The organism is Nocardia sp. NPDC057668 (assembly GCF_042799795.1).
Classification (GTDB): Bacteria; Actinomycetota; Actinomycetes; order Mycobacteriales; family Mycobacteriaceae; genus Nocardia.
Window position 1 is genome coordinate 396283 of sequence record NZ_JBHVIC010000007.1, and the last position, 18323, is coordinate 414605.

Consider the following 18323-nt stretch of genomic DNA (forward strand, 5'->3'; position numbering starts at 1 on the left):
GAAGTCGTTGAGCACCCGGTGTTTTCGCGGGTGACGGATTTTCAGTCAGGAGAAGGACATGTTCGGACTTCGGATCGCGGCCCTGGTGGCGGCCACTGCGTCGACGGGTCTGATCGCGGGACTCTTCTACGGGTATGTGATCTCGGTGATGCCGGCGCTGAACCGCGCCGACGACCGCACCCTCGTGGACGTCATGCAGAAGATCAACGTGGTCATCATCAATCCGTGGTTCATGATCGCGTTCATGGGCACCGTCGGCTTCTCGGTGGTCGCCGCGGCCCTGCATCTCGGCAAGGATGTGCGCACCACCCTGATCTGGATCGCGGTGGCGCTGGTGCTCAACGTGATCGCGTTCGGGGTGACCTCCGGACTGAACGTCCCGCTCAACGATCAGCTGGCCGCCGCGGGCGATGTGAACGCGATCCCGGATCTGGCGGCGGTGCGCGCCCAGTTCGAATCCGATTGGGTGCGTTGGAACACCGTGCGCGCGGTGCTGCACACGCTGGCCTTCCTGGTGCTGCTGGGCGCGCTGTTCGTGGCCGGTCTGCAGCACGGCCGCGCGGAGAGCGCGGCGCTGCCCGCCACCGCGGCCGGGCAGAGCGCGGCCCCGGCCTTCCCGCAGGTGCCCGGCGGCTTCTCGGCTCCGATCGCGGCCCCGCACGGGTCCGCGCCGCGGGGCTCGGCGCCCGGCTGGTCCTGACTCGATCCGGCGGCGGCCGGAACCCATCGTGCGGCGCGCTGCCGCGGTGGGTTCCGGCCGCCGCCGTCGTTCGGGGGGTGCACCGCACCGCTTCCATTCGGAAGAACAAGTTCTAGAAATTACCCGTCGGTAAGTCCCTCAGCGGACGCGAATTCCCATTAACTTGATGGAACGCGTTCTATTTTGGGAGGGACCATGCGTCGTGCGCCGCAGCGCCGAGCACCGGGAATGCCGATCCGCCGATCGCGGGGACCGGCGGCCCGCCGGACACCCGGATCACTGCTGATCATGGCGGTACTGGCCATGTTGTGGACGGGGACGAGCGGCGTCGCGCACGCCGAGTACCGCGTCGACTTCAACTTCTTCGCCGGCATTCCGTACGAGCTGTCCAACCCCGGCGGCTCGCTGCCCGGTGCGAATGACTTCTCGTGCGTGCCCACCGCCGCGCACCCCAATCCGGTGGTGCTGCTGCACGGCACCGCGGGCGGGGCGCAGACCAACTGGGGCGCGTACGCGCCGCTGCTGGCCAACGAGGGCTACTGCGCGTACGCCCTGACCTACGGCAGCGCCGATGTCCCGTGGCCGCTCTCGGCCATGGGCGGGATGCGGCCCATCCCCGAAAGCGCCGCCCAGGTCTCGGCTTTCGTGGACCGCGTGCTCGCGGCCACCGGTGCGGCGAAGGTGGATTTCATCAGCCACTCCCAGGGCGGGATCGTCGGCCAGTACATGGTCAAGCGGCTCGGCGGGGCGGCCAAGGTTGACAAGTTCGTCTCCATCGCCGGACCCTGGGTCGGCGTCGGCGGTGACTCGATGACGGTGATCCGCGAGACGGCCCTGCGCCTGGGCATCGACCTCGACACCGTGAACTTCCCCATGCCCGCCGTCCCGCAGCTGACGGCGGGGTCGGCCTTCCTGGCGGCCCTGAACGCCGACGGGATCTACGCGCCGGAGATCACGTATACCAATATCGCCACTGTTTACGACGAGATCGCGTTCCCGCACACCGCCGGCCTGATACCCGGCCCGAACGCGACGAACATCGTCGTCCAGGACGGCTGCGCGACCGATTTCTCCGACCACCTGGCGATCGCCGGCAGTTCGCGCGCGGCCGCCTACGTCCTGAACGCCCTGGACCCGGCCCACCCGCGCCCGGTCGAGTGCACGTTCATCCCACCCTTCACCGGGTAGAACCCCGGCGAACTCCGCCGTCGCGGAGCGGGAGCAGAAAATTCAGCTGTGGGCGTAGCCGGGGCGGAAACGATTCCGGCTACAGCTCCGTTATGAGGGAATGAGTCGTACTGTCGCCTGTTCGCAATAGGGTGGACGGACGACGTGCGTGACCCCTGCCAACTAGAGTGGAGGCGGGGGATGCAACCCCAGGGCTTCATGGCAGGCTGGCGACCAGAAGGGCAGCACAGGGTCTGAAGCGCCGGATGCCGTAGCAAGCGGAGCAGGAAGTGAGGGAGCGATGTTCGAGAGGTTCACCGACCGCGCGCGGCGGGTCGTTGTCCTGGCCCAAGAAGAGGCCCGGATGCTCAACCACAACTACATCGGCACCGAGCACATCCTGCTTGGCCTGATCCACGAGGGTGAGGGCGTCGCAGCGAAGTCGCTGGAGTCGCTGGGCATTTCGCTGGAGGGTGTGCGGTCGCAGGTCGAGGAGATCATCGGGCAGGGCCAGCAGGCGCCGTCCGGTCACATCCCCTTCACCCCGCGTGCCAAGAAGGTTCTCGAGCTGTCGTTGCGCGAAGCGCTGCAGCTCGGCCACAACTACATCGGCACCGAGCACATCCTGCTCGGCCTGATCCGCGAGGGTGAGGGCGTCGCGGCGCAGGTGCTGGTCAAGCTCGGCGCGGACCTGAATCGGGTGCGCCAGCAGGTTATTCAGCTGCTCTCGGGCTACCAGGGCAAGGAGCCGGTCGAGGGTTCGGGTACGCGTGGCGAGGGTGCGGGCACTCCGTCCACCTCGCTGGTGCTCGACCAGTTCGGCCGCAACCTGACCCAGGCCGCCCTCGAGGGCAAGCTCGACCCGGTCATCGGCCGCTCGAAGGAAATCGAGCGCGTCATGCAGGTGTTGAGCCGCCGTACCAAGAACAACCCGGTACTGATCGGCGAGCCCGGTGTCGGTAAGACCGCCGTGGTCGAGGGCCTGGCACAGGCCATCGTCAACGGTGAGGTCCCGGAGACGCTGAAGGACAAGCAGCTGTACACCCTCGACCTGGGTTCCCTGGTCGCGGGCAGCCGCTACCGCGGTGATTTCGAGGAGCGCCTGAAGAAGGTGCTCAAGGAGATCAACACCCGCGGCGACATCATCCTGTTCATCGACGAGCTGCACACCCTGGTGGGTGCGGGCGCGGCCGAGGGCGCGATCGACGCGGCCTCGATCCTCAAGCCCAAGCTGGCGCGCGGTGAGCTGCAGACCATCGGCGCGACCACCCTCGACGAGTACCGCAAGTACATCGAGAAGGACGCCGCGCTCGAGCGCCGGTTCCAGCCGGTGCAGGTCGGCGAGCCGACCGTCGAGCACACGATCAACATCCTCAAGGGCCTGCGCGACCGGTACGAGGCGCATCACCGCGTCTCGATCACCGATTCCGCGCTGGTGGCGGCGGCGACGCTGGCCGACCGGTACATCAACGACCGGTTCCTGCCGGACAAGGCGATCGACCTCATCGACGAGGCGGGCGCGCGCATGCGTATCCGCCGGATGACCGCACCGCCGGACCTGCGCGAGTTCGACGACAAGATCGCCGACGCGCGTCGCGAGAAGGAAAGCGCGATCGACGCGCAGGACTTCGAGAAGGCCGCGCGCCTGCGCGACAAGGAGAAGCAGCTCGTCGCCAAGCGTGCCGAGCGCGAAAAGCAGTGGCGCTCGGGCGATCTGGACGTCGTGGCCGAGGTCGACGACGAGCAGATCGCGGAGGTGCTGGCCAACTGGACCGGTATCCCGGTGTTCAAGCTCACCGAGGAGGAGACCACCCGTCTGCTCCGCATGGAGGACGAGCTGCACAAGCGGATCATCGGCCAGGAGGACGCGGTTCGCGCCGTCTCCAAGGCGATCCGCCGTACGCGTGCCGGTCTGAAGGACCCCAAGCGTCCCTCGGGCTCGTTCATCTTCGCCGGCCCGTCCGGTGTCGGTAAGACCGAGCTCTCCAAGGCGCTGGCGAACTTCCTGTTCGGCGACGACGACGCGCTCATCCAGATCGACATGGGCGAGTTCCACGACCGCTTCACCGCGTCGCGGCTCTTCGGTGCCCCTCCGGGCTACGTGGGCTACGAAGAGGGCGGCCAGCTCACCGAGAAGGTGCGCCGCAAGCCGTTCTCGGTCGTGCTGTTCGACGAGATCGAGAAGGCCCACCAGGAGATCTACAACACCCTGTTGCAGGTCCTCGAGGACGGCCGCCTGACCGACGGTCAGGGTCGCACGGTCGACTTCAAGAACACCGTGCTGATCTTCACCTCGAACCTCGGCACCTCGGACATCTCCAAGGCCGTGGGCCTGGGCTTCGCCCAGTCCAACGCCGAGGGCTCGAACTACGAGCGCATGAAGCTCAAGGTCAACGACGAGCTGAAGAAGCACTTCCGCCCCGAGTTCCTCAACCGCATCGACGACGTGATCGTGTTCCACCAGCTCACCCAGGATCAGATCATCCAGATGGTCGACCTGATGATCGCCCGCGTCGCCAAGCAGCTGAAGAACAAGGACATGGAGATCGAGCTGACCGAACAGGCCAAGAGCCTGCTCGCCAAGCGCGGCTTCGACCCGGTGCTCGGCGCGCGCCCGCTGCGTCGCACCATTCAGCGTGAGATCGAGGACCAGCTGTCGGAGAAGATCCTCTTCGGCGAGCTGGGCGCCGGTCAGATCGTGAAGGTCGACGTCGAGGGCTGGGACGGCGAAGGCCAGGGCGACAAGGCGAAGTTCACCTTCGCCGCCCGCGCCAAGCTGACCAAGAAGGATGCCCCGGAAGAGCCGGTGGCGGTCGCCGCCGCCGGTGACACCCCGGCGACCCCCGCGGCCTCCGGCGAGTAATAGTTCCACCGAAAGCCCCGCTCACCTTCGGGTGAGCGGGGCTTTCGCGTGTGCGGGGATAGGCGCGTGTCGGCGGGCCCGCGCTCGGCGGCACGCAAGCGGTAGTACGAAGTCGGTTGCGCGGCGGCGGTCGGCGGCACGAGGTCGGCTGTGTGATCCGGGCGGCCGGCGTTCGCCCTGCCCGCCGTGGATCGGCACACATCGGCGGCCAGCGGATTCACGCCGCCACGGCGGCAGCCCTGGCCGTTCGCGCACGGCGCTGAGGTTCGGGCGACCGTGTGCGGCTCCGGCTTCGTCCTGTCCCGGTGCAGTGCCCGGGACAGGTGGTCCTCGCGCGCGAGGTGTTCAGTGGAAGCGGGCGGCGATGGGAGCGAAGGCCGCGGCGAGGTCGCCGGGGACCAGGAGTTCGTCTATGCCGTACTTCTCGCGGCGGTGTTCCAGGAGTTCGGCGGCCGCGGCGGGGTCGGCGGGGAGCAGGGCGGCGGCGTCCACCTCGCGGAGGCCGGCGGCGGTGATCCCCATGTGGGTGGTCATGTAGTGGGGGAGTTGGTTTCCGACGCCGACCAGTTGGAGCGAGCAGGGGATCGCGCGGTCGGTGTGATCGCGCACGGTGGCGATCACCGCGGCCAGGTCGTCCTCGGTGGCGGTGGGCTGGACCGCGAGGTGGATGCGGTCGGCGTGCGCGGCGGCGGTGGCGAGCATGCGCGGTCCGCTGGCGGCGATGATGATCGGCGGAGCGGGTTGGACTGTGGCGCGGACGGTTTCGATGGTCGCCAGCAGTTGGGCGCGGCGCTCGGCGGCCGAGCCCCAGGGCACGCCGAGCCTTTCGGCCTCACGGCTCGCGTCGGGACGGCCGGTGCCCAGGCCGAGTTCGAAGCGGCCGTCCGAAAGCAGTTGCAGCGCCGATGTTTCGCGGGCGGTCGCGACGGCCGTGCGCATGGGTACCGCCAGCACGTTGGGCCGCAGTCGAATCGTGCCGGTCACCGCCGCCGCGGCCGCCAGCGCGGGGAACGGCGAAGGTGTGTACAGGGTGTCGGGGAGCATGAGCGTGGCGTACCCCTGCTGTTCGGCCTCCCGGACGGATCGCACCCATTCGGCGCCGGAACGGGGAGTCAGGACGATTCCGAAGTGCATGTTCATTTTTCGAGCATGCGCGCGTTCGCATCGCCCGGAATCTGCGCGCGGGTGGTGTTCGGACTACGTCCGCGGGCGTACGCGAACGCGCGCGGAACCGTTCCGGAGCCGTGCGCCGGTTTCCGGCCGCCCGATGGGCACGCCCCGGTGGGCCTCGCGCCGGGGCGTCACTGCCAGCCCGGTCGCACCATGCCCGACTCGTAGGCGATCACGACCAGTTGGGTGCGGTCGCGCGCGCCGAGCTTCACCAGGATGCGGCTGACGTGGGTGCGGGCGGTCGCGGGGCTCATGAACAGGCGGGCGGCGATCTCGGCGTTGGTGAGGCCCTCGGCGACCAGGGTCATGACCTCGCGTTCGCGGTCGGTGAGGACGGACAGGGCGGCGGCCGGCGCGGGTTTGGCGTGGGCGGCGAACTCGGCGACCAGGCGGCGGGTCACGCCGGGGGACAGCAGTGCGTCACCCTCGGCGACCACGCGCACGGCCTTCACGAGATCGGCCGGTTCGGTGTGTTTGACCAGGAACCCGGTGGCGCCCGCGCGCATGGCCTCGAAGACGTACTCGTCGAGTTCGAAGGTGGTCAGCACGATCACCCGCACCCCGGCCAGCTTCGGGTCGGCGGCGATGGCGCGGGTCGCGGCCAGCCCGTCCAGCACCGGCATGCGGATGTCCATGAGCACCACGCCGGGCGTGAGCTCGCGGGCCCGGCGCACCGCCTGGTCGCCGTTCTCGGCCTCGCCCACGACCTCGATGTCGTCCTGTGCGTTCAGCAGCGCCGCGAAACCCGCGCGCACCAGCGCCTGATCATCGGCGATCACGACTCGAATACTCACGAAACCTCCGGGTGCGCATGCTTTTCGGTATCCGGGACGGGCCGGGCGGGCCGACGGCCGCAGGCGTGAGCGCCGGGGCCGCCGACCGGCGGCTGCCTCGAACCTACGCGCCCGCCGGTCCACGGCTCGTGTGCGCGGGATTCGCCGGGCACGGCTACGTCGCGGGTTCGGGCTGCGTCAGATGTGCGGGCAGCCGCGCTTCCACCCGGAATCCGCCGTCGGGTTTGGGCGCGGCCGCGAGCCGCCCGCCCAGCGCGTTGGCCCGCTCGGTCATCCCGCGAATGCCGTGCCCGCCCCCGCTCGTCTCGGTCGCGGCCCGCGCGGGCGGGGTGTTCTCGACGCACACGAACAGTCGGTCCGCCGAATAGCGAATGGTCACAAGCACACTCGCGCCCGGAGCGTGCCGCACCACATTGGTCAGCGCCTCCTGCACGATCCGCGCGGCGGCCACCTCCACCACGGTCGGCAGCCGCCGGACCGTCCCGGTCACGATGGTCCGCACCTGCACCCCGGCGGTGCGGGCGGGCCCGGTGAGCGCGTCGAGGTCACCGATGCCGACCGTGGGCGTGACCGGTGCGGAGACCGTGGCCGTGCCGCCGCGTATCGAGCGCAGCAGCGAATTCACTTCCCCGAGTGCGTCTTTGCTGGCCGTCTTGATCGCCGCCAGCGCCGTGGCCGCCTGCTCGGGCTTGCGGTCGAGCAATTCCAGCGCCACCGAGGACTGCACATTGATGAGCGAGAGACTGTGCGCGAGCACATCGTGCAGTTCGCGCGCGATGGCGAGCCGTTCCTCGCCGGCCCGCTGCTCCTGCTCGGCGAGTTCGCGCGCGCGTTCGGCTTCGGCGTTGCGCAGCGCCTCGGCCTCCTGCTCGCGGCGTGCGCGCAGCGCGGCCCGGCGCTGCCGGATGCCCTCGGCGATCGCCACCAGCACGATGAGCCACGCGAGCAGCCCGAACTGCTGCCAGCTGTTGCTCGCGTAGCCCCGCCATCCGGGCGCCGGCCACACCATCACCAGGTACCCGGCGAGCACCAGCGGATAGGTGCGCCACCGTGATCCGCGGATGCCTGCGGTCAGGAACGCGACCACCAGCGACAGGAAGATCGGCCCGTACCCGTACCCGAGGAGCAGATACGCCGCCGCCGCGGCGATGGTCCCGTACAGCACGGGTTCGGGATACCGCCGCCGCACGAGCAGTAGCAGCGGCCCCGCCGCCAGCAGCGCGTACCCGAGCGGGTCCAGTTCGCGCAGCACGTCCTGGTGCGCGTTGGCCGCCGTCCCGCCACCGAGTTGGGCGATGGCTATGACCAGCGCGAGCAGCACATCCCCGCCCTGTACGCCCCCGCTCCGCAGACCCCACCGCGCCGCACCCATGGCTGAACGGTAGCGCCGTGCGAGCTTCCGCGACACCGTCTCGGCGGGAAATACGTCCGCGTACGTACGGGGTCGCGCCGGATGTGTCCGCGCGGGCGGTGCCCGGACGGGCGGCCGCCGGTGGAGTCGAGGCGGGTGTCGGCGAAGGTGCCGAACGCGTGCTCGAGCGCGCCGGGCACAGGGACAGGGCCGGCCGGCGGCGGTGTCTCCGGCCGGACATACGTCGCGGTGCGTACATCGAATCGGGTTGTGTGGCGGATGTTTCCCGATCGCCCCGGGCGGACGCTGGAACCATGAACGAAGCGATCCTCGACACCGAGCGGTTGACCAAGAGCTACGGATCGCACCTGGCGGTGGACGCGGTCAGCATGCGGGTGCGGCGCGGTGAGATCTACGGGTTCCTCGGACCCAACGGCGCGGGCAAGACCACGACCCTGCGCATGCTGGTCGGCCTCATCCGTCCCTCCGGCGGCGCCGCCACGGTGCTCGGGCAGCCCCCGGGCGCACCGGAAGCCCTGAGCCGCATGGGCGTTCTCATCGAGGGGCCCGGCTTCTACCCCTACCTGTCCGGGCGCGACAACCTGCGGGTGCTGGCCCGCTACCGCGGCACGGATCGCGCGGAGGTGGACCGCGTCCTCGATCGCGTGCGTCTGGGCGCGCGCGGTGACGACAAGTTCCGCTCCTACTCCCTCGGCATGAAGCAGCGCCTGGGCGTTGCGGCCGCCCTGCTCGGCGGTCCCGACCTGCTGATTCTCGACGAACCCACCAACGGCCTCGACCCCGCGGGCATGGCCGAGATGCGGGAGTTGATCACCGGTCTCGCCGCCGACGGGCACACCGTCGTGCTGTCCAGTCACCTGCTCGCCGAAGTGCAGGAGATCTGCGACCGCGTCGGCGTCATCTCCGGCGGCCGCCTGCTCACCGAAGCCACCGTGCGCGAGTTGCGCGGTACGGCATCGCTGTTCGTGCGCGCCGAACCCCTCGATACGGCCTTCCCGGCGGTGCGCCGGGTGGCGGGCGATCGATCCGCGCTGCTCACCGCCACCGGCATCAAGGTCGACGCCGGTGTGGCAATGGCGCCCGCGGTGGCACGCGCGGTCATCGAGTCCGGCGCGGACCTGCTCGAGCTGCGCACCGACGAAAAGTCCCTGGAGGAAGTGTTTTTCGAGATGACGGAGACGACGACATGACGGATCGGGCAATGAATCCGGGCGATGCGACGGCGCCCGGCGCAGCCACGAATACGTGGCCGGCGCGAGGTACGGACCATCGGACGGCAGCCGAGGCGGACGCGGGGTCCCCGGCTGCCGGGCCGCCCGTCGTCCCGCCGCGCCCCCGGCCGGGATCCACCGCGCGCGATCTGGTGGCGAGCACGCGAGCCGAGCTGCTGCGCCTGCGTAAGTGGCCCGCGTTCTGGATAGTGCTCGGCACCTGGATCCTGCTGAATCTGACCTTCGCCTACCTGTTCAACTATCTGGCCTACACGAGTGGATCGGACAGCCGGATGTCGAACGGTCAGCCCCGCGAGGTGCTGCTGCGCCAGCTGCTGCCCGCCGCGGTGCCCGAGGTCTTCACCCAGGGCATGGCCATGTTCGGCGGCGCGCTCATGCTGGTGCTGGGCGCGCTGGCGATCGGCTCCGGGTACGGGTGGGGCAGCTGGAAAACCGTTCTGACCCAGGGGCCTTCGCGGGTGTCGGTGCTGGGTGGGGTGATCGTCGCCCTCGCGCTGACGGTGATCGTCCTGGTGCTGACCGCTTTCGTGGTCGACACCGGGGTGGCGGCACTGATCGCGGCGACCCGGGGTGAGTCCCTCGCGCTGCCGTCCGCGGGCCGGGCGCTGCTCGGAATAGCTTCGGGCACGGCCATTCTCGGCATGTGGACCGTGGCGGGTGCGCTGATCGGCGCGATCGCCCGGGGTCCGGCCCTCGCGGTCGGCCTCGGCCTGGTGTGGGTCCTGGTGGTGGAGAACCTCCTGCGCGGCGTGGCCGCGATCTTCGATCCGATCCGCCCCCTGACCGATCACCTCCCCGGCACCGCGGCGGGCTCGCTCGCCGGGTCCCTGCGCGTCGATTCCGGTCCGGCCACCCCCGGCGTACTGGACATCCTGAGCCGAGGGGAGTCCCTGGCGCTGCTCGCCCTGTACATCACGGCCTTCGCGGTCGGCACGACCTGGCTCATCCGCCGCCGCGACCTGGTCTGAGCGCCGAATCCGCTGTCGCCGGCCGGGTGGCTCCGGCCCGGCGATCTCTACGGCCCGAGTACGCCGTGGGCGACGCGGGTCAGCCCCGCGCTGATCCGCGCGGCGTCGAGCCCGTGTTCGCGCTGATACCGGAACACCTCGGCCGCCAGCGGCGCGAGCAGCGCGTCCACCAGGGAATCCACCTCGGCCACACCGGCTTCCACGAGCAGTGACCGCACGTGCACGCGCCAGAACTGATACGCCCCGGTGCGAAAGCGCGCGCCCCCGGTCTCCGCGCCCAGCACCAGATCGGCGTGCGCGTCCAGCAATTCGACCATCGCGGTGAAGAACGCGGCCAGCCGGTCGGCCGGGGGCGCGCCGGGTCCGAGCGGCGGCGCACCGCGCAGCAGTTGCTCCTGGAGTTCGCGTTCGTGCTGATCCAGCAGCGCGACCGCGATCGACACCACGTCCGGGTACCGCCGGTAGAGGGTGCCGCGCCCGACCCCGGCGGCCTTGGCCACCTCGTCCATCGTGACGGTGCGCGGATCCTTGCTCGCGAAGAGTTCGGCTGCGGCGCTGAGGACTTTGGCCCGGTTGCGGGCCGCGTCGGCGCGTTCGGCCGGGGCGGTTCCGTCCGCGCCGTCGAGCAGTGGCAATCCGGCGGGGTCCATACGGCCACTGTAACCCGGTCCGGAATAAGTGGACAACCTGTCCGGTTAGTGTCTATCGTTCGAGAATAAACGGACACAATGTCCACTTAGATCGGAGACCGTCATGCCGACCCTGCTGCACCTCGACGCCAGTGCCCGCCGCGCCTCGATCAGCCGCGAGCTGAGCGCCGCCTTCGCCGAGTCCTGGCGCGCCGCGCACCCGGCCGGCGGTTACGACTACCGCGACCTGGCCGCCGACCCGATCCCCTTCATCGGCGAAGGCTGGACCGAACTCTGCGACCGGGTCCTCGCGCACGGCAGCACCGACCTGGATCACCTTGCGCACCTGGTGGATTCGCCGGCGCAGGCCGCCGCCTGGGCGGTGGTCGAGCCGCTGCTCGCCCAGGTGTGCGCGGCCGACGTGGTGCTCATCGGCGCCCCGATGTACAACTACTCGATCCCCGCCGCGCTCAAAGCCTGGCTGGACCAGATCACCTTCCCCCGAATGTCGCTGGCCCCCACACGTTTCGTGGTCGCCACCGCACGCGGCGGCGCGTACTCCCCGGGTGCGCCCAAGGCCGCCTTCGACTATCAGGAGCGCTATCTGCGCGACTTCTTCGCCGGCCACTTCGCCGTCGAGGACACCGTCTTCGTCACCGCCGAATGGGCCAACGCCCGCCAGGACCCGCACCTGGCGCAGGCCCGTGGCAAGCACGACGCCTCCTACGCCGCGGCGCTCGACACCGCCCGGCGGCTCGGGAAGGAGTACTGACATGGCCTGGCTGGTCCTGATTTTCGCCGGCATCGTGGAGATCGCCTGGTCCCAGTCGATCAAACCGACACAGGGCTTCACCCGCCCGCTGGCCACCCTGGTCTGCTTCGTCCTGGCCGCGGTCGCGGTCTGGCTGCTGTCCTACAGCATGCGCACCCTGCCGGTCGGCACCGCGTACGCGGTCTTCACCGGCATCGGCGCGGTGGGGGCCATCGGTTTGGGCGTGGTGCTGCAGAAGGATCCGCTCTCGGCGGGCCGGGTGCTGGCGCTCGCGCTCATCATCGGCGGCATCGTGCTGGCCCGGGTGACCAACCCGGAGTGACGGCCGGGTTCGCCGACCCGCCTCGGGCACTGCGCGGGGACGGCGACGGCGACCGGTATCGTGCTCGCGCATGGACGCTGCGCCGATCCGGCCACCCGACCTCTCCGCGCGACCGTTCGCCCTGGTCGCCGAGCGCATCATGGCCGCCTCCCCGGATGAGCTCTACCTCATGTGCACCCGCCGATTGAGCCTGTGGTTCGCCGATCCGGGCTCGGTGCTGTCCCGCCCGGCGGTGAACGAGCCGTTCTTCTTCACCGCGGGCGGCGGCCACCCGCACTACGGCCGCTACCTGCGCCTGATCCCCGAACGCCTGGTGGAACTCACCTGGGTGACCGGCCCGGACGGCACCGAAGGCGCGGAAACCGTACTGACGGTGGAACTCTCACCGCACGGCGCGGGCACCGCCCTGCTGCTCACGCACGCCGGATTCCCGAACGCCGCGGCCCGGGACCGGCATCGGGAGTCCTGGCCCGCCGTTCTGGAGCAGCTCGACCTGCGGACCGCCGCCGCGGTGTAACCCACCGCCCGGTCTCCTATATGGTTGCCGCCCCGCACTTTCGGCGACGGGGTAGTTTCGTCCCTATTCCTCGAGTGAAAGGACAGTGATGCCCACACGTACCGCGCGCACCGCTTGGACCGGCGGCCTGCAGGACGGCTCCGGTCAGGTCGAATTGGCGAGCTCCGGCGTCGGCAAGTACGACGTCTCGTTCCCCAAGCGCGCCGCCGACAATGCCGACGGCACCACCAGCCCGGAAGAGCTGATCGCCGCCGCGCATTCCTCGTGCTACGCCATGGCGCTGTCGGCGCAGATCGGCAATGCCGGTGGCACCCCGGAGAGCCTGGACGTCACCGCCGACGTCTCGCTGAGCCCGGATCCGGCCGGCGGCTTCCGCATCTCCAAGATCAAGCTGACGGTCGTCGGCCGCGCGTCGGGCATCGACGCCGCGGGCTTCGCCGAGGCCGCGGCCGCCGCCAAGGCCGGCTGCCCGGTCTCCAAGGCCCTCGCGGGCGTGGACACCATCGAGCTGGACGCCACGCTCGAGGCGTGATGCTCCCCGGCTGAACCGGATTCGGGCGACCCGCTCGCCCGGATCCGGCCCGGACAACGAAAAGGGCAGTGCCGGTTCCTACGGCACTGCCCATTTCTGTTGCGAGGGTGCGAACTACGCGGCGACCGCCGCGGGTTCGCGCACGCCGCGCGCGGCGAACTCGGTCAGCGCCGCGAAGGCCAGACCCAGTGCGGCCCACAGGGTCGCGGTCTCGGCCAGCGAGGCCACCCGGAACTGCCACAGCAGTGACGGCGGGAAGTCGGCCTTCACCTCGTCGATGCCCGGCAGCAGGATGTAGCCGATCGCGGTGACCAGCACGAATACCGCTGTCGCGCCGATCAGTCGAACGGTGTCGAGCTGACCGTTCAGCAGGCGGTAGGCGTACACGGCGAGCCCGACGGCCGCGAAGCCGAGCAGGACCACCGCCACCCACAGCCAGGTGCGGTCGTTGATGGTCTCCGGATCACCCACCGCGGGCGGGTTGGCCGGGTACTTGAAGAACGGCACGGCGACGATCGCCAGCCAGCCACCCGCGGCCAGACCGAGCGCGAGGCGCGGACCGGACAGGGTGGTGTGCCGGCGCGCCACGTTGGCCGCGCAGGCGAACAGGGCGCCGAAGGCCATCCCCGCCAGGCCGAGGGCCAGGAACTGCCCGGCCTTCTGGCCGGGCCGGCTGACTTCGGCTTCCTCTTCTTCCGCCGGAGCGCCCGCGGCGGCGGGTTCGGCGGCCTCGCCGTGGGTGTGACCGCCGCCGGCGGCCTCTTCGATGGCGATGGCCGCGTCGATCTTGGGCTCACCGACGAAGTAGCCGACGGTGGCCGCCAGCAGTCCGGCGATCAGCCCGGCCAGCAGGCCGCGGATCAACAGGGTCTTGAGCGAACCGGTCAGGGCGCCCACCGCGGTGCGCGGCTCGGTTGCTTCGCTCAGTGGCACGGGACACCCAGCAGGTGCCGTCCGTCATGCATGAGCTCGTGCATGTACATGCCGGTGCGGGAGACCGCACCCTGGTCGAAGCCGACCAGGTACAGCGTGAGCAGCGCAAACAGAACGACGGCAGCGGAGATCAACAGCGCCTTCAGCGCGTCGCCCGATGCCTCGCTGGGAGAGTGAATGGTGGCCATTCGAATCCTCCTAAGGGAATTCGCGTCCCTGTCGAGATGGGTGCGACGATGCCGGTGTCTGGCTTTCCCGGCATCTCCCCGAAGGATTCGATGCTTGGATACAGTGGCGCGACCGCGCCGGATTCACACCGGCTTACGCGTCACCGTCGCATACTTCACCTCGAACTGTGACATCCCCGCTGGCCACTCGTCAACACGGGCTGATCAGGCGTTCTTGCCCTGAACGTCGAGGACGACCTCGAATTCCAGCAGCGAGGCCCCGGTGGAAACGGGCTTGCGCTGTTCGCTGCCCGCGTGTGCGGAGCGGGCCGGGCCGTCCCGCCAGGCTTCGAAGGAACTCTCCGAATCCCACTGGGTGACAACGAAATAGCGCTGGTCCCCGGCGACCGGGCGCAGCAGCTGGAAGCCCAGGAAACCGGGCGAGTTCTCCACCGCGTGCGCGCGGGCGGCGAACCGCTTCTCCAGTTCGGGGCCCGCGCCCTCCGGAACTTCGATTGCATTGATCTTGACGACAGCCATATGTCCGAATCTACGCCGCCCGCACCGTGAGACGACACACCCGCGAATGCTTCGCGCGCCCTACATTGGTGGCGTGTCGCATGACGAAGATCCCGCCGTGAGCGCCCTGCACGACGAAGGCGGCAGCGGTGTGCCGCTGCTGCTGTTGCACGGGCTCATGGGCAGCGCCCGCACCTGGCGGAGTCAGCTCGGCTGGTTGCGTGAGTTCGGCCACGTCTACACCTTCGACGCCGCCGGCCACGGCCGCCCGGCCCCGGCCGAGCTGACCACCGAGGCGTTCGTGGCCGATCTGGCCGCGGCCACCGCGCACATCACCGAACCCATGGTGGTGATCGGGCATTCGATGGGCGCGCTGCACGGTTGGGTCTTCGCCGCCGCGCATCCGGACCGGGTGCGCGCGCTCGTCGTGGAGGACATCGCCCCCGACTTCCAGGGCCGCACCGCCGCGGACTGGGCGGCCATGGTTCATGCCTGGCCGCAGCCGTTCCCGGACGAGGCGGCGATGCTGGAGTTCTTCGGCCCGGTCGCGGGCCGCTACTTCCTGGACTCCTTCCGCCGCGAGCCCGACGGCTACCACCTGCACGGCGAGGTCGACACCTTCCGGGACATCTCCGAGGAGTGGGGCACCCGCGACTTCTGGACCCAGTGGAAGTCGATCACCGTCCCGGCCCTGCTGCTCGAGGGCGAGTTCACGATCACCCCGCCGGGGCAGATGACCGAGATGGCCGCGGTGCATCCCGATGCCCGGCACGTGGTCATCGCCGGTGCCGGGCACCTGGTGCACGACGATCAGCCGGCTGCCTACCGCGCCGAGGTCGAGCTGTTCCTGCGCCGGGTGCTGAGTTCGCCGTAGGCCTCCGCGCTCGCCCGCCCCGATCCGCGCTCGCCCGGCTGGGAGTACGCTGACCTGCGAATTCGATGCGGTACGCCGCCCGGCTCGGCGGCCGCCGGCCTTTGTGAAGGCGGGTGCCTTCAGTCTTGTGCCGTCGCCGTCGTATGCTCGGCGAGCAGCCGACCCGGAATGAATGGTGACCAACGATGATCGACTTCACGATTCCCGCCGACCTCGCCGCCGAACGCGATCGAGTGCGGCAATTCGTCATCGACAAGATCGTCCCGTACGAGCGGGATCCGCGACTGACCCAGCACGGCCCGACCGACGAGCTCCGGCAGGAACTGGTCGAGCTGGCTCGCGCCGAGAAGCTGCTCACCGTGCAGGCCCCCGTCGAACTGGGCGGACGCGGCCTCAGCCACATCGAGCAGGCCGTGCTGTACGAGGCGGCGGGCTGGTCCACCCTGGGCCCGGTCGCCATGAACTGCGCCGCCCCCGACGAGGGCAACATGTTCATGCTCTCCAAGATCGCGAACCCGGAACAGGTCGAACGCTTCCTGCAGCCGGTCATCGACGGTCACCAGCGCTCGGTCTTCGCCATGACCGAACCGAACGGCGCGGGCTCGGACCCGAACCAGCTCGCCACCGAGGCCGTCTTCGACGGCGAGAACTTCACGATCAACGGCCGCAAGTGGCTGATCACGGGCGCGGACGGCGCGAAGACCTGGATCATCATGGCGCGCCTGGCCGACAACGCGCACCTGCCCGCGGGCCCGACCCTGTTCATCTGCGAGGGCGACACCCCGGGCATCGTCATCGAACGCATCATGAACACCATGGACCGCAACTACGTCGGCGGGCACGCGGTCGTCAACTTCGAGAACCTCGTGCTGCCGCGCGAAGCCGTGCTCGGCGAGACCGGCCAGGCCCTGCGCTACGCCCAGCTGCGCCTGGCCCCCGCGCGGCTCACGCACTGCATGCGCTGGCTGGGTGCGGCCGAGCGGGCGCAGGCCATCGCCATCGATTACGCCAAGACCCGCACCGCCTTCGGCAAGACCATCGGCGAGCACCAGGGCGTGTCGTTCATGTTGGCGGACAACGAGATCGCGCTGCACCAGTGCCGCCTCACCATCTGGCACGCCTGCTGGCTGATGGATCAGGGCGACAAGGCCCGGCACGAGAGCTCGATCGCCAAGTCGTACGTCTCGGAGGAGCTGTTCAAGGTCACCGACCGCTGCGTGCAGGTGCTCGGCGGCATCGGCATCAGCGATGAGACCGTGGTGGAGATGATCTTCCGCGACATGCGCGCCTTCCGGCTCTACGACGGGCCCACCGAGGTGCACAAGTACGCCATCGGCCGCCAGATCCTGCGCTGACGCCGCCGCGCCCGCTCGGGCGCGGTCACGATGATCGAGAATCACACCCCCGCCCGCCGGCCGCGGCCGAACCGGGGCGGGGGAGTGGTTCCGGGCAGCCGAACCAGGCAGGTGCATTAGCATTCCCCGCATGAGCTCGGAACTGCATGTGGATGTGTCCGGCGGAGTCGCGGTGCTCACGCTCAACCGGCCCGCTCAGCAGAATGCGCTCACACCCGCCATGGCGGCCGAACTCGGTGCGGCGCTGCGGCGCTGCGACACCGAGGACGCGATCGGCGCGGTCGTCATCACCGGCACCGCCCCCGCGTTCTGCGCGGGCGCGGACCTTTCCCTCAAGACCGGCGAGGTCAACGGCCTCATCGATCCCGCGCCCTTCCGTATTCGCAAACCGGTCATCGCGGCGGTGAACGGGCACGCGGTGGGCATCGGCCTGGAGATCGCGCTGCAGTGCGATCTGCGGTATTTCGCGCGGGACGCGGTCTACGGCCTCAATCAGGTGCGCCGCGGCGCGATCGCGGGCGGCTACGCGCACTGGACCCTGCCCCGCCTGGTCGGCAGCTCGGTGGCCGCCGATCTGCTGCTCACCGGCCGCACCTTCGACGGGGAAGAGGCCCAGGTCCTCGGCATCGCCAACTCGTGCCTGCCCGCCACCGAGGTGCTGCCCACCGCGCTCTCGGTCGCGCACGACATCACGCACGGCTCCGCGCCGCTGCCGGTGGCGCTGTCCAAGCGACTGCTGTGGGAGGCGCCCGCGATGTCCCCGGAGACGGTGGGCCGCTTGGAGACCGAGCTCAACGACTACGTCGCCAAGAGCGCCGACGGCGGCGAGGGCGTGGCCGCGCTCAAGGACAGGCGCTCACCGAAGTGGACGGGCAGTGTGAGCGGGGAATGGCCGGCCTGGGACGCGGTCACCGGCGGAGCGGATCGCCCCGGCCTGGACTGAATCCCGGGCGCGCTGCGACCGGAACCCCGGGCGCTCAGCCCCGGCCGCTGATCGCCATCATGAAGAACAGAATGCCGAAGCAGATCATGAAGATGGTGCCGAGGATCCCGAGCAGCAGGCCCACGCGCACCTGAACGCCGCCGCCGATCGCACCGCCCGAGGCCTCGATGTCGTTCATCGCACGGCGGCCCATGGCCCACGCCACCGGCCCCAGCGCCCCGCAACAGAACACGCTGAGCACCCCGAGTAACAGCACCGTCGTGGCATATTCGTGCTCGATCGGTGAGCCGATGGGCTGATGATGGATGGCCACCGCCCGATTTTACGGTCGAATCCGCCCGCGCGACAGGCAGACGCGCGGTGTTCCCTTGCGGCACTTGATTCCACGGCCGTGCCGAGGCCGCCGGACCCGGGCCGGCCCGGGTGTGAACGCACGAACTCCCCGGCGCCGAGGCGGTCCGGGGAGTTCGTGGAAATACTTGGTGGACAGCGGT

General features: G+C 69.9%; 20 protein-coding genes. 12 read left to right on the plus strand and 8 right to left on the minus strand.

What is annotated here, in order from left to right:
* Positions 1–58 precede the first annotated feature (58 nt).
* The 3 genes from ACFVBH_RS35115 to ACFVBH_RS35125 all read left to right on the plus strand — a co-directional run bounded on the left by ACFVBH_RS35115 (position 59) and on the right by ACFVBH_RS35125 (position 4730).
* Complete coding sequence (locus tag ACFVBH_RS35115; RefSeq protein ID WP_379008416.1) at positions 59–700, plus strand: DUF1772 domain-containing protein; 642 nt, start codon at positions 59–61, stop codon at positions 698–700.
* 228 nt (positions 701–928) lie between these two features.
* Complete coding sequence (locus ACFVBH_RS35120; RefSeq protein ID WP_379008418.1) at positions 929–1888, plus strand: esterase/lipase family protein; 960 nt, start codon at positions 929–931, stop codon at positions 1886–1888.
* Between the two features lie 280 nt (positions 1889–2168).
* A complete protein-coding gene (locus tag ACFVBH_RS35125; RefSeq protein ID WP_354988231.1) occupies positions 2169–4730 on the plus strand; it encodes an ATP-dependent Clp protease ATP-binding subunit in 2562 nt (853 codons plus the stop codon).
* Positions 4731–5075: 345 nt separating this feature from the next.
* Here ACFVBH_RS35125 and ACFVBH_RS35130 read toward each other — a convergent pair whose 3' ends face one another.
* From ACFVBH_RS35130 to ACFVBH_RS35140, 3 genes are all read right to left on the minus strand, one after another.
* Positions 5076–5870, minus strand: coding sequence for an LLM class flavin-dependent oxidoreductase (locus tag ACFVBH_RS35130; RefSeq protein WP_379008421.1), 795 nt, complete (start codon positions 5868–5870; stop codon positions 5076–5078).
* 161 nt (positions 5871–6031) lie between these two features.
* Positions 6032–6694: a response regulator gene (locus tag ACFVBH_RS35135; protein WP_379008424.1), complete on the minus strand. Its 663-nt coding sequence runs from the start codon at positions 6692–6694 to the stop codon at positions 6032–6034.
* 154 nt (positions 6695–6848) lie between these two features.
* Positions 6849–8066 carry a sensor histidine kinase gene (locus ACFVBH_RS35140; protein WP_379008427.1) on the minus strand — a complete coding sequence of 406 codons (1218 nt, stop codon included), beginning with the start codon at positions 8064–8066 and terminating at the stop codon, positions 6849–6851.
* A 293-nt stretch (positions 8067–8359) separates the two neighbouring features.
* On the opposite strand from ACFVBH_RS35140, the gene ACFVBH_RS35145 reads away from it, so the two are divergent.
* Positions 8360–9256 carry an ABC transporter ATP-binding protein gene (locus ACFVBH_RS35145; RefSeq protein WP_379008430.1) on the plus strand — a complete coding sequence of 299 codons (897 nt, stop codon included), beginning with the start codon at positions 8360–8362 and terminating at the stop codon, positions 9254–9256.
* Positions 9253–10266, plus strand: a complete 1014-nt coding sequence (locus ACFVBH_RS35150) for an ABC transporter permease subunit (protein WP_379008432.1) — start codon at positions 9253–9255, stop codon at positions 10264–10266. Before ACFVBH_RS35145 ends, ACFVBH_RS35150 begins: the two co-directional genes overlap by 4 nt.
* A gap of 47 nt (positions 10267–10313) precedes the next feature.
* Here the strand turns inward: ACFVBH_RS35150 and ACFVBH_RS35155 are convergent, their stop codons facing one another.
* A complete protein-coding gene (locus ACFVBH_RS35155) occupies positions 10314–10916 on the minus strand; it encodes a TetR/AcrR family transcriptional regulator (protein ID WP_379008435.1) in 603 nt (200 codons plus the stop codon).
* 103 nt (positions 10917–11019) lie between these two features.
* On the opposite strand from ACFVBH_RS35155, the gene ACFVBH_RS35160 reads away from it, so the two are divergent.
* The 4 genes from ACFVBH_RS35160 (at position 11020) to ACFVBH_RS35175 (ending at position 13038) form a co-directional block, all read left to right on the plus strand.
* Positions 11020–11667 (plus strand): FMN-dependent NADH-azoreductase, encoded by a 648-nt coding sequence (locus ACFVBH_RS35160; RefSeq protein WP_379008437.1) that lies wholly within the window; start codon positions 11020–11022, stop codon positions 11665–11667.
* A 1-nt stretch (position 11668) separates the two neighbouring features.
* Complete coding sequence (locus ACFVBH_RS35165; protein ID WP_354988223.1) at positions 11669–11989, plus strand: multidrug efflux SMR transporter; 321 nt, start codon at positions 11669–11671, stop codon at positions 11987–11989.
* Between the two features lie 70 nt (positions 11990–12059).
* Positions 12060–12506 (plus strand): SRPBCC domain-containing protein, encoded by a 447-nt coding sequence (locus tag ACFVBH_RS35170; protein ID WP_354988222.1) that lies wholly within the window; start codon positions 12060–12062, stop codon positions 12504–12506.
* A gap of 88 nt (positions 12507–12594) precedes the next feature.
* Entirely contained in the window at positions 12595–13038 is a 444-nt protein-coding gene (locus tag ACFVBH_RS35175; protein ID WP_354988221.1) for an OsmC family peroxiredoxin, read from the plus strand.
* Positions 13039–13152: 114 nt separating this feature from the next.
* On the opposite strand, the gene ACFVBH_RS35180 is transcribed toward ACFVBH_RS35175, so the two are convergent.
* The 3 genes from ACFVBH_RS35180 to ACFVBH_RS35190 form a co-directional block, all read right to left on the minus strand.
* A complete protein-coding gene (locus tag ACFVBH_RS35180; protein WP_379008440.1) occupies positions 13153–13971 on the minus strand; it encodes a CbtA family protein in 819 nt (272 codons plus the stop codon).
* The gene (locus tag ACFVBH_RS35185) at positions 13962–14159 is read right to left on the minus strand and encodes a CbtB domain-containing protein (RefSeq protein WP_354988220.1); all 198 of its coding nucleotides are present in this window, start codon (positions 14157–14159) and stop codon (positions 13962–13964) included. The genes ACFVBH_RS35180 and ACFVBH_RS35185 overlap by 10 nt, the downstream gene beginning before the upstream one ends.
* 204 nt (positions 14160–14363) lie before the next feature.
* The gene (locus tag ACFVBH_RS35190) at positions 14364–14678 is read right to left on the minus strand and encodes an antibiotic biosynthesis monooxygenase (protein WP_354988219.1); all 315 of its coding nucleotides are present in this window, start codon (positions 14676–14678) and stop codon (positions 14364–14366) included.
* 73 nt (positions 14679–14751) lie between these two features.
* Here ACFVBH_RS35190 and ACFVBH_RS35195 point away from each other — a divergent pair, with 73 nt between their 5' ends.
* The 3 genes from ACFVBH_RS35195 to ACFVBH_RS35205 all read left to right on the plus strand — a co-directional run bounded on the left by ACFVBH_RS35195 (position 14752) and on the right by ACFVBH_RS35205 (position 17829).
* Positions 14752–15531 carry an alpha/beta fold hydrolase gene (locus ACFVBH_RS35195; protein ID WP_379008443.1) on the plus strand — a complete coding sequence of 260 codons (780 nt, stop codon included), beginning with the start codon at positions 14752–14754 and terminating at the stop codon, positions 15529–15531.
* A 185-nt stretch (positions 15532–15716) separates the two neighbouring features.
* Complete coding sequence (locus ACFVBH_RS35200; RefSeq protein WP_354988217.1) at positions 15717–16886, plus strand: acyl-CoA dehydrogenase family protein; 1170 nt, start codon at positions 15717–15719, stop codon at positions 16884–16886.
* A gap of 130 nt (positions 16887–17016) precedes the next feature.
* Positions 17017–17829, plus strand: a complete 813-nt coding sequence (locus ACFVBH_RS35205) for an enoyl-CoA hydratase/isomerase family protein (protein WP_354988216.1) — start codon at positions 17017–17019, stop codon at positions 17827–17829.
* Positions 17830–17863: 34 nt separating this feature from the next.
* Here the strand turns inward: ACFVBH_RS35205 and ACFVBH_RS35210 are convergent, their stop codons facing one another.
* Positions 17864–18142 carry a DUF4190 domain-containing protein gene (locus ACFVBH_RS35210; protein WP_354988215.1) on the minus strand — a complete coding sequence of 93 codons (279 nt, stop codon included), beginning with the start codon at positions 18140–18142 and terminating at the stop codon, positions 17864–17866.
* Positions 18143–18323 lie beyond the last annotated feature (181 nt).

Coding starts and splice junctions, on each gene's coding strand:
- ACFVBH_RS35115 (WP_379008416.1), top strand. CDS start 59: ATGTTCGGACTTCGGATCGCGGCCCTGGTGGCGGCCACTGCGTCGACG.
- ACFVBH_RS35120 (WP_379008418.1), top strand. CDS start 929: ATGCCGATCCGCCGATCGCGGGGACCGGCGGCCCGCCGGACACCCGGA.
- ACFVBH_RS35125 (WP_354988231.1), top strand. CDS start 2,169: ATGTTCGAGAGGTTCACCGACCGCGCGCGGCGGGTCGTTGTCCTGGCC.
- ACFVBH_RS35130 (WP_379008421.1), bottom strand. CDS start 5,870: ATGAACATGCACTTCGGAATCGTCCTGACTCCCCGTTCCGGCGCCGAA.
- ACFVBH_RS35140 (WP_379008427.1), bottom strand. CDS start 8,066: ATGGGTGCGGCGCGGTGGGGTCTGCGGAGCGGGGGCGTACAGGGCGGG.
- ACFVBH_RS35145 (WP_379008430.1), top strand. CDS start 8,360: ATGAACGAAGCGATCCTCGACACCGAGCGGTTGACCAAGAGCTACGGA.
- ACFVBH_RS35150 (WP_379008432.1), top strand. CDS start 9,253: ATGACGGATCGGGCAATGAATCCGGGCGATGCGACGGCGCCCGGCGCA.
- ACFVBH_RS35155 (WP_379008435.1), bottom strand. CDS start 10,916: ATGGACCCCGCCGGATTGCCACTGCTCGACGGCGCGGACGGAACCGCC.
- ACFVBH_RS35160 (WP_379008437.1), top strand. CDS start 11,020: ATGCCGACCCTGCTGCACCTCGACGCCAGTGCCCGCCGCGCCTCGATC.
- ACFVBH_RS35165 (WP_354988223.1), top strand. CDS start 11,669: ATGGCCTGGCTGGTCCTGATTTTCGCCGGCATCGTGGAGATCGCCTGG.
- ACFVBH_RS35170 (WP_354988222.1), top strand. CDS start 12,060: ATGGACGCTGCGCCGATCCGGCCACCCGACCTCTCCGCGCGACCGTTC.
- ACFVBH_RS35175 (WP_354988221.1), top strand. CDS start 12,595: ATGCCCACACGTACCGCGCGCACCGCTTGGACCGGCGGCCTGCAGGAC.
- ACFVBH_RS35185 (WP_354988220.1), bottom strand. CDS start 14,159: ATGGCCACCATTCACTCTCCCAGCGAGGCATCGGGCGACGCGCTGAAG.
- ACFVBH_RS35190 (WP_354988219.1), bottom strand. CDS start 14,678: ATGGCTGTCGTCAAGATCAATGCAATCGAAGTTCCGGAGGGCGCGGGC.
- ACFVBH_RS35200 (WP_354988217.1), top strand. CDS start 15,717: ATGATCGACTTCACGATTCCCGCCGACCTCGCCGCCGAACGCGATCGA.
- ACFVBH_RS35205 (WP_354988216.1), top strand. CDS start 17,017: ATGAGCTCGGAACTGCATGTGGATGTGTCCGGCGGAGTCGCGGTGCTC.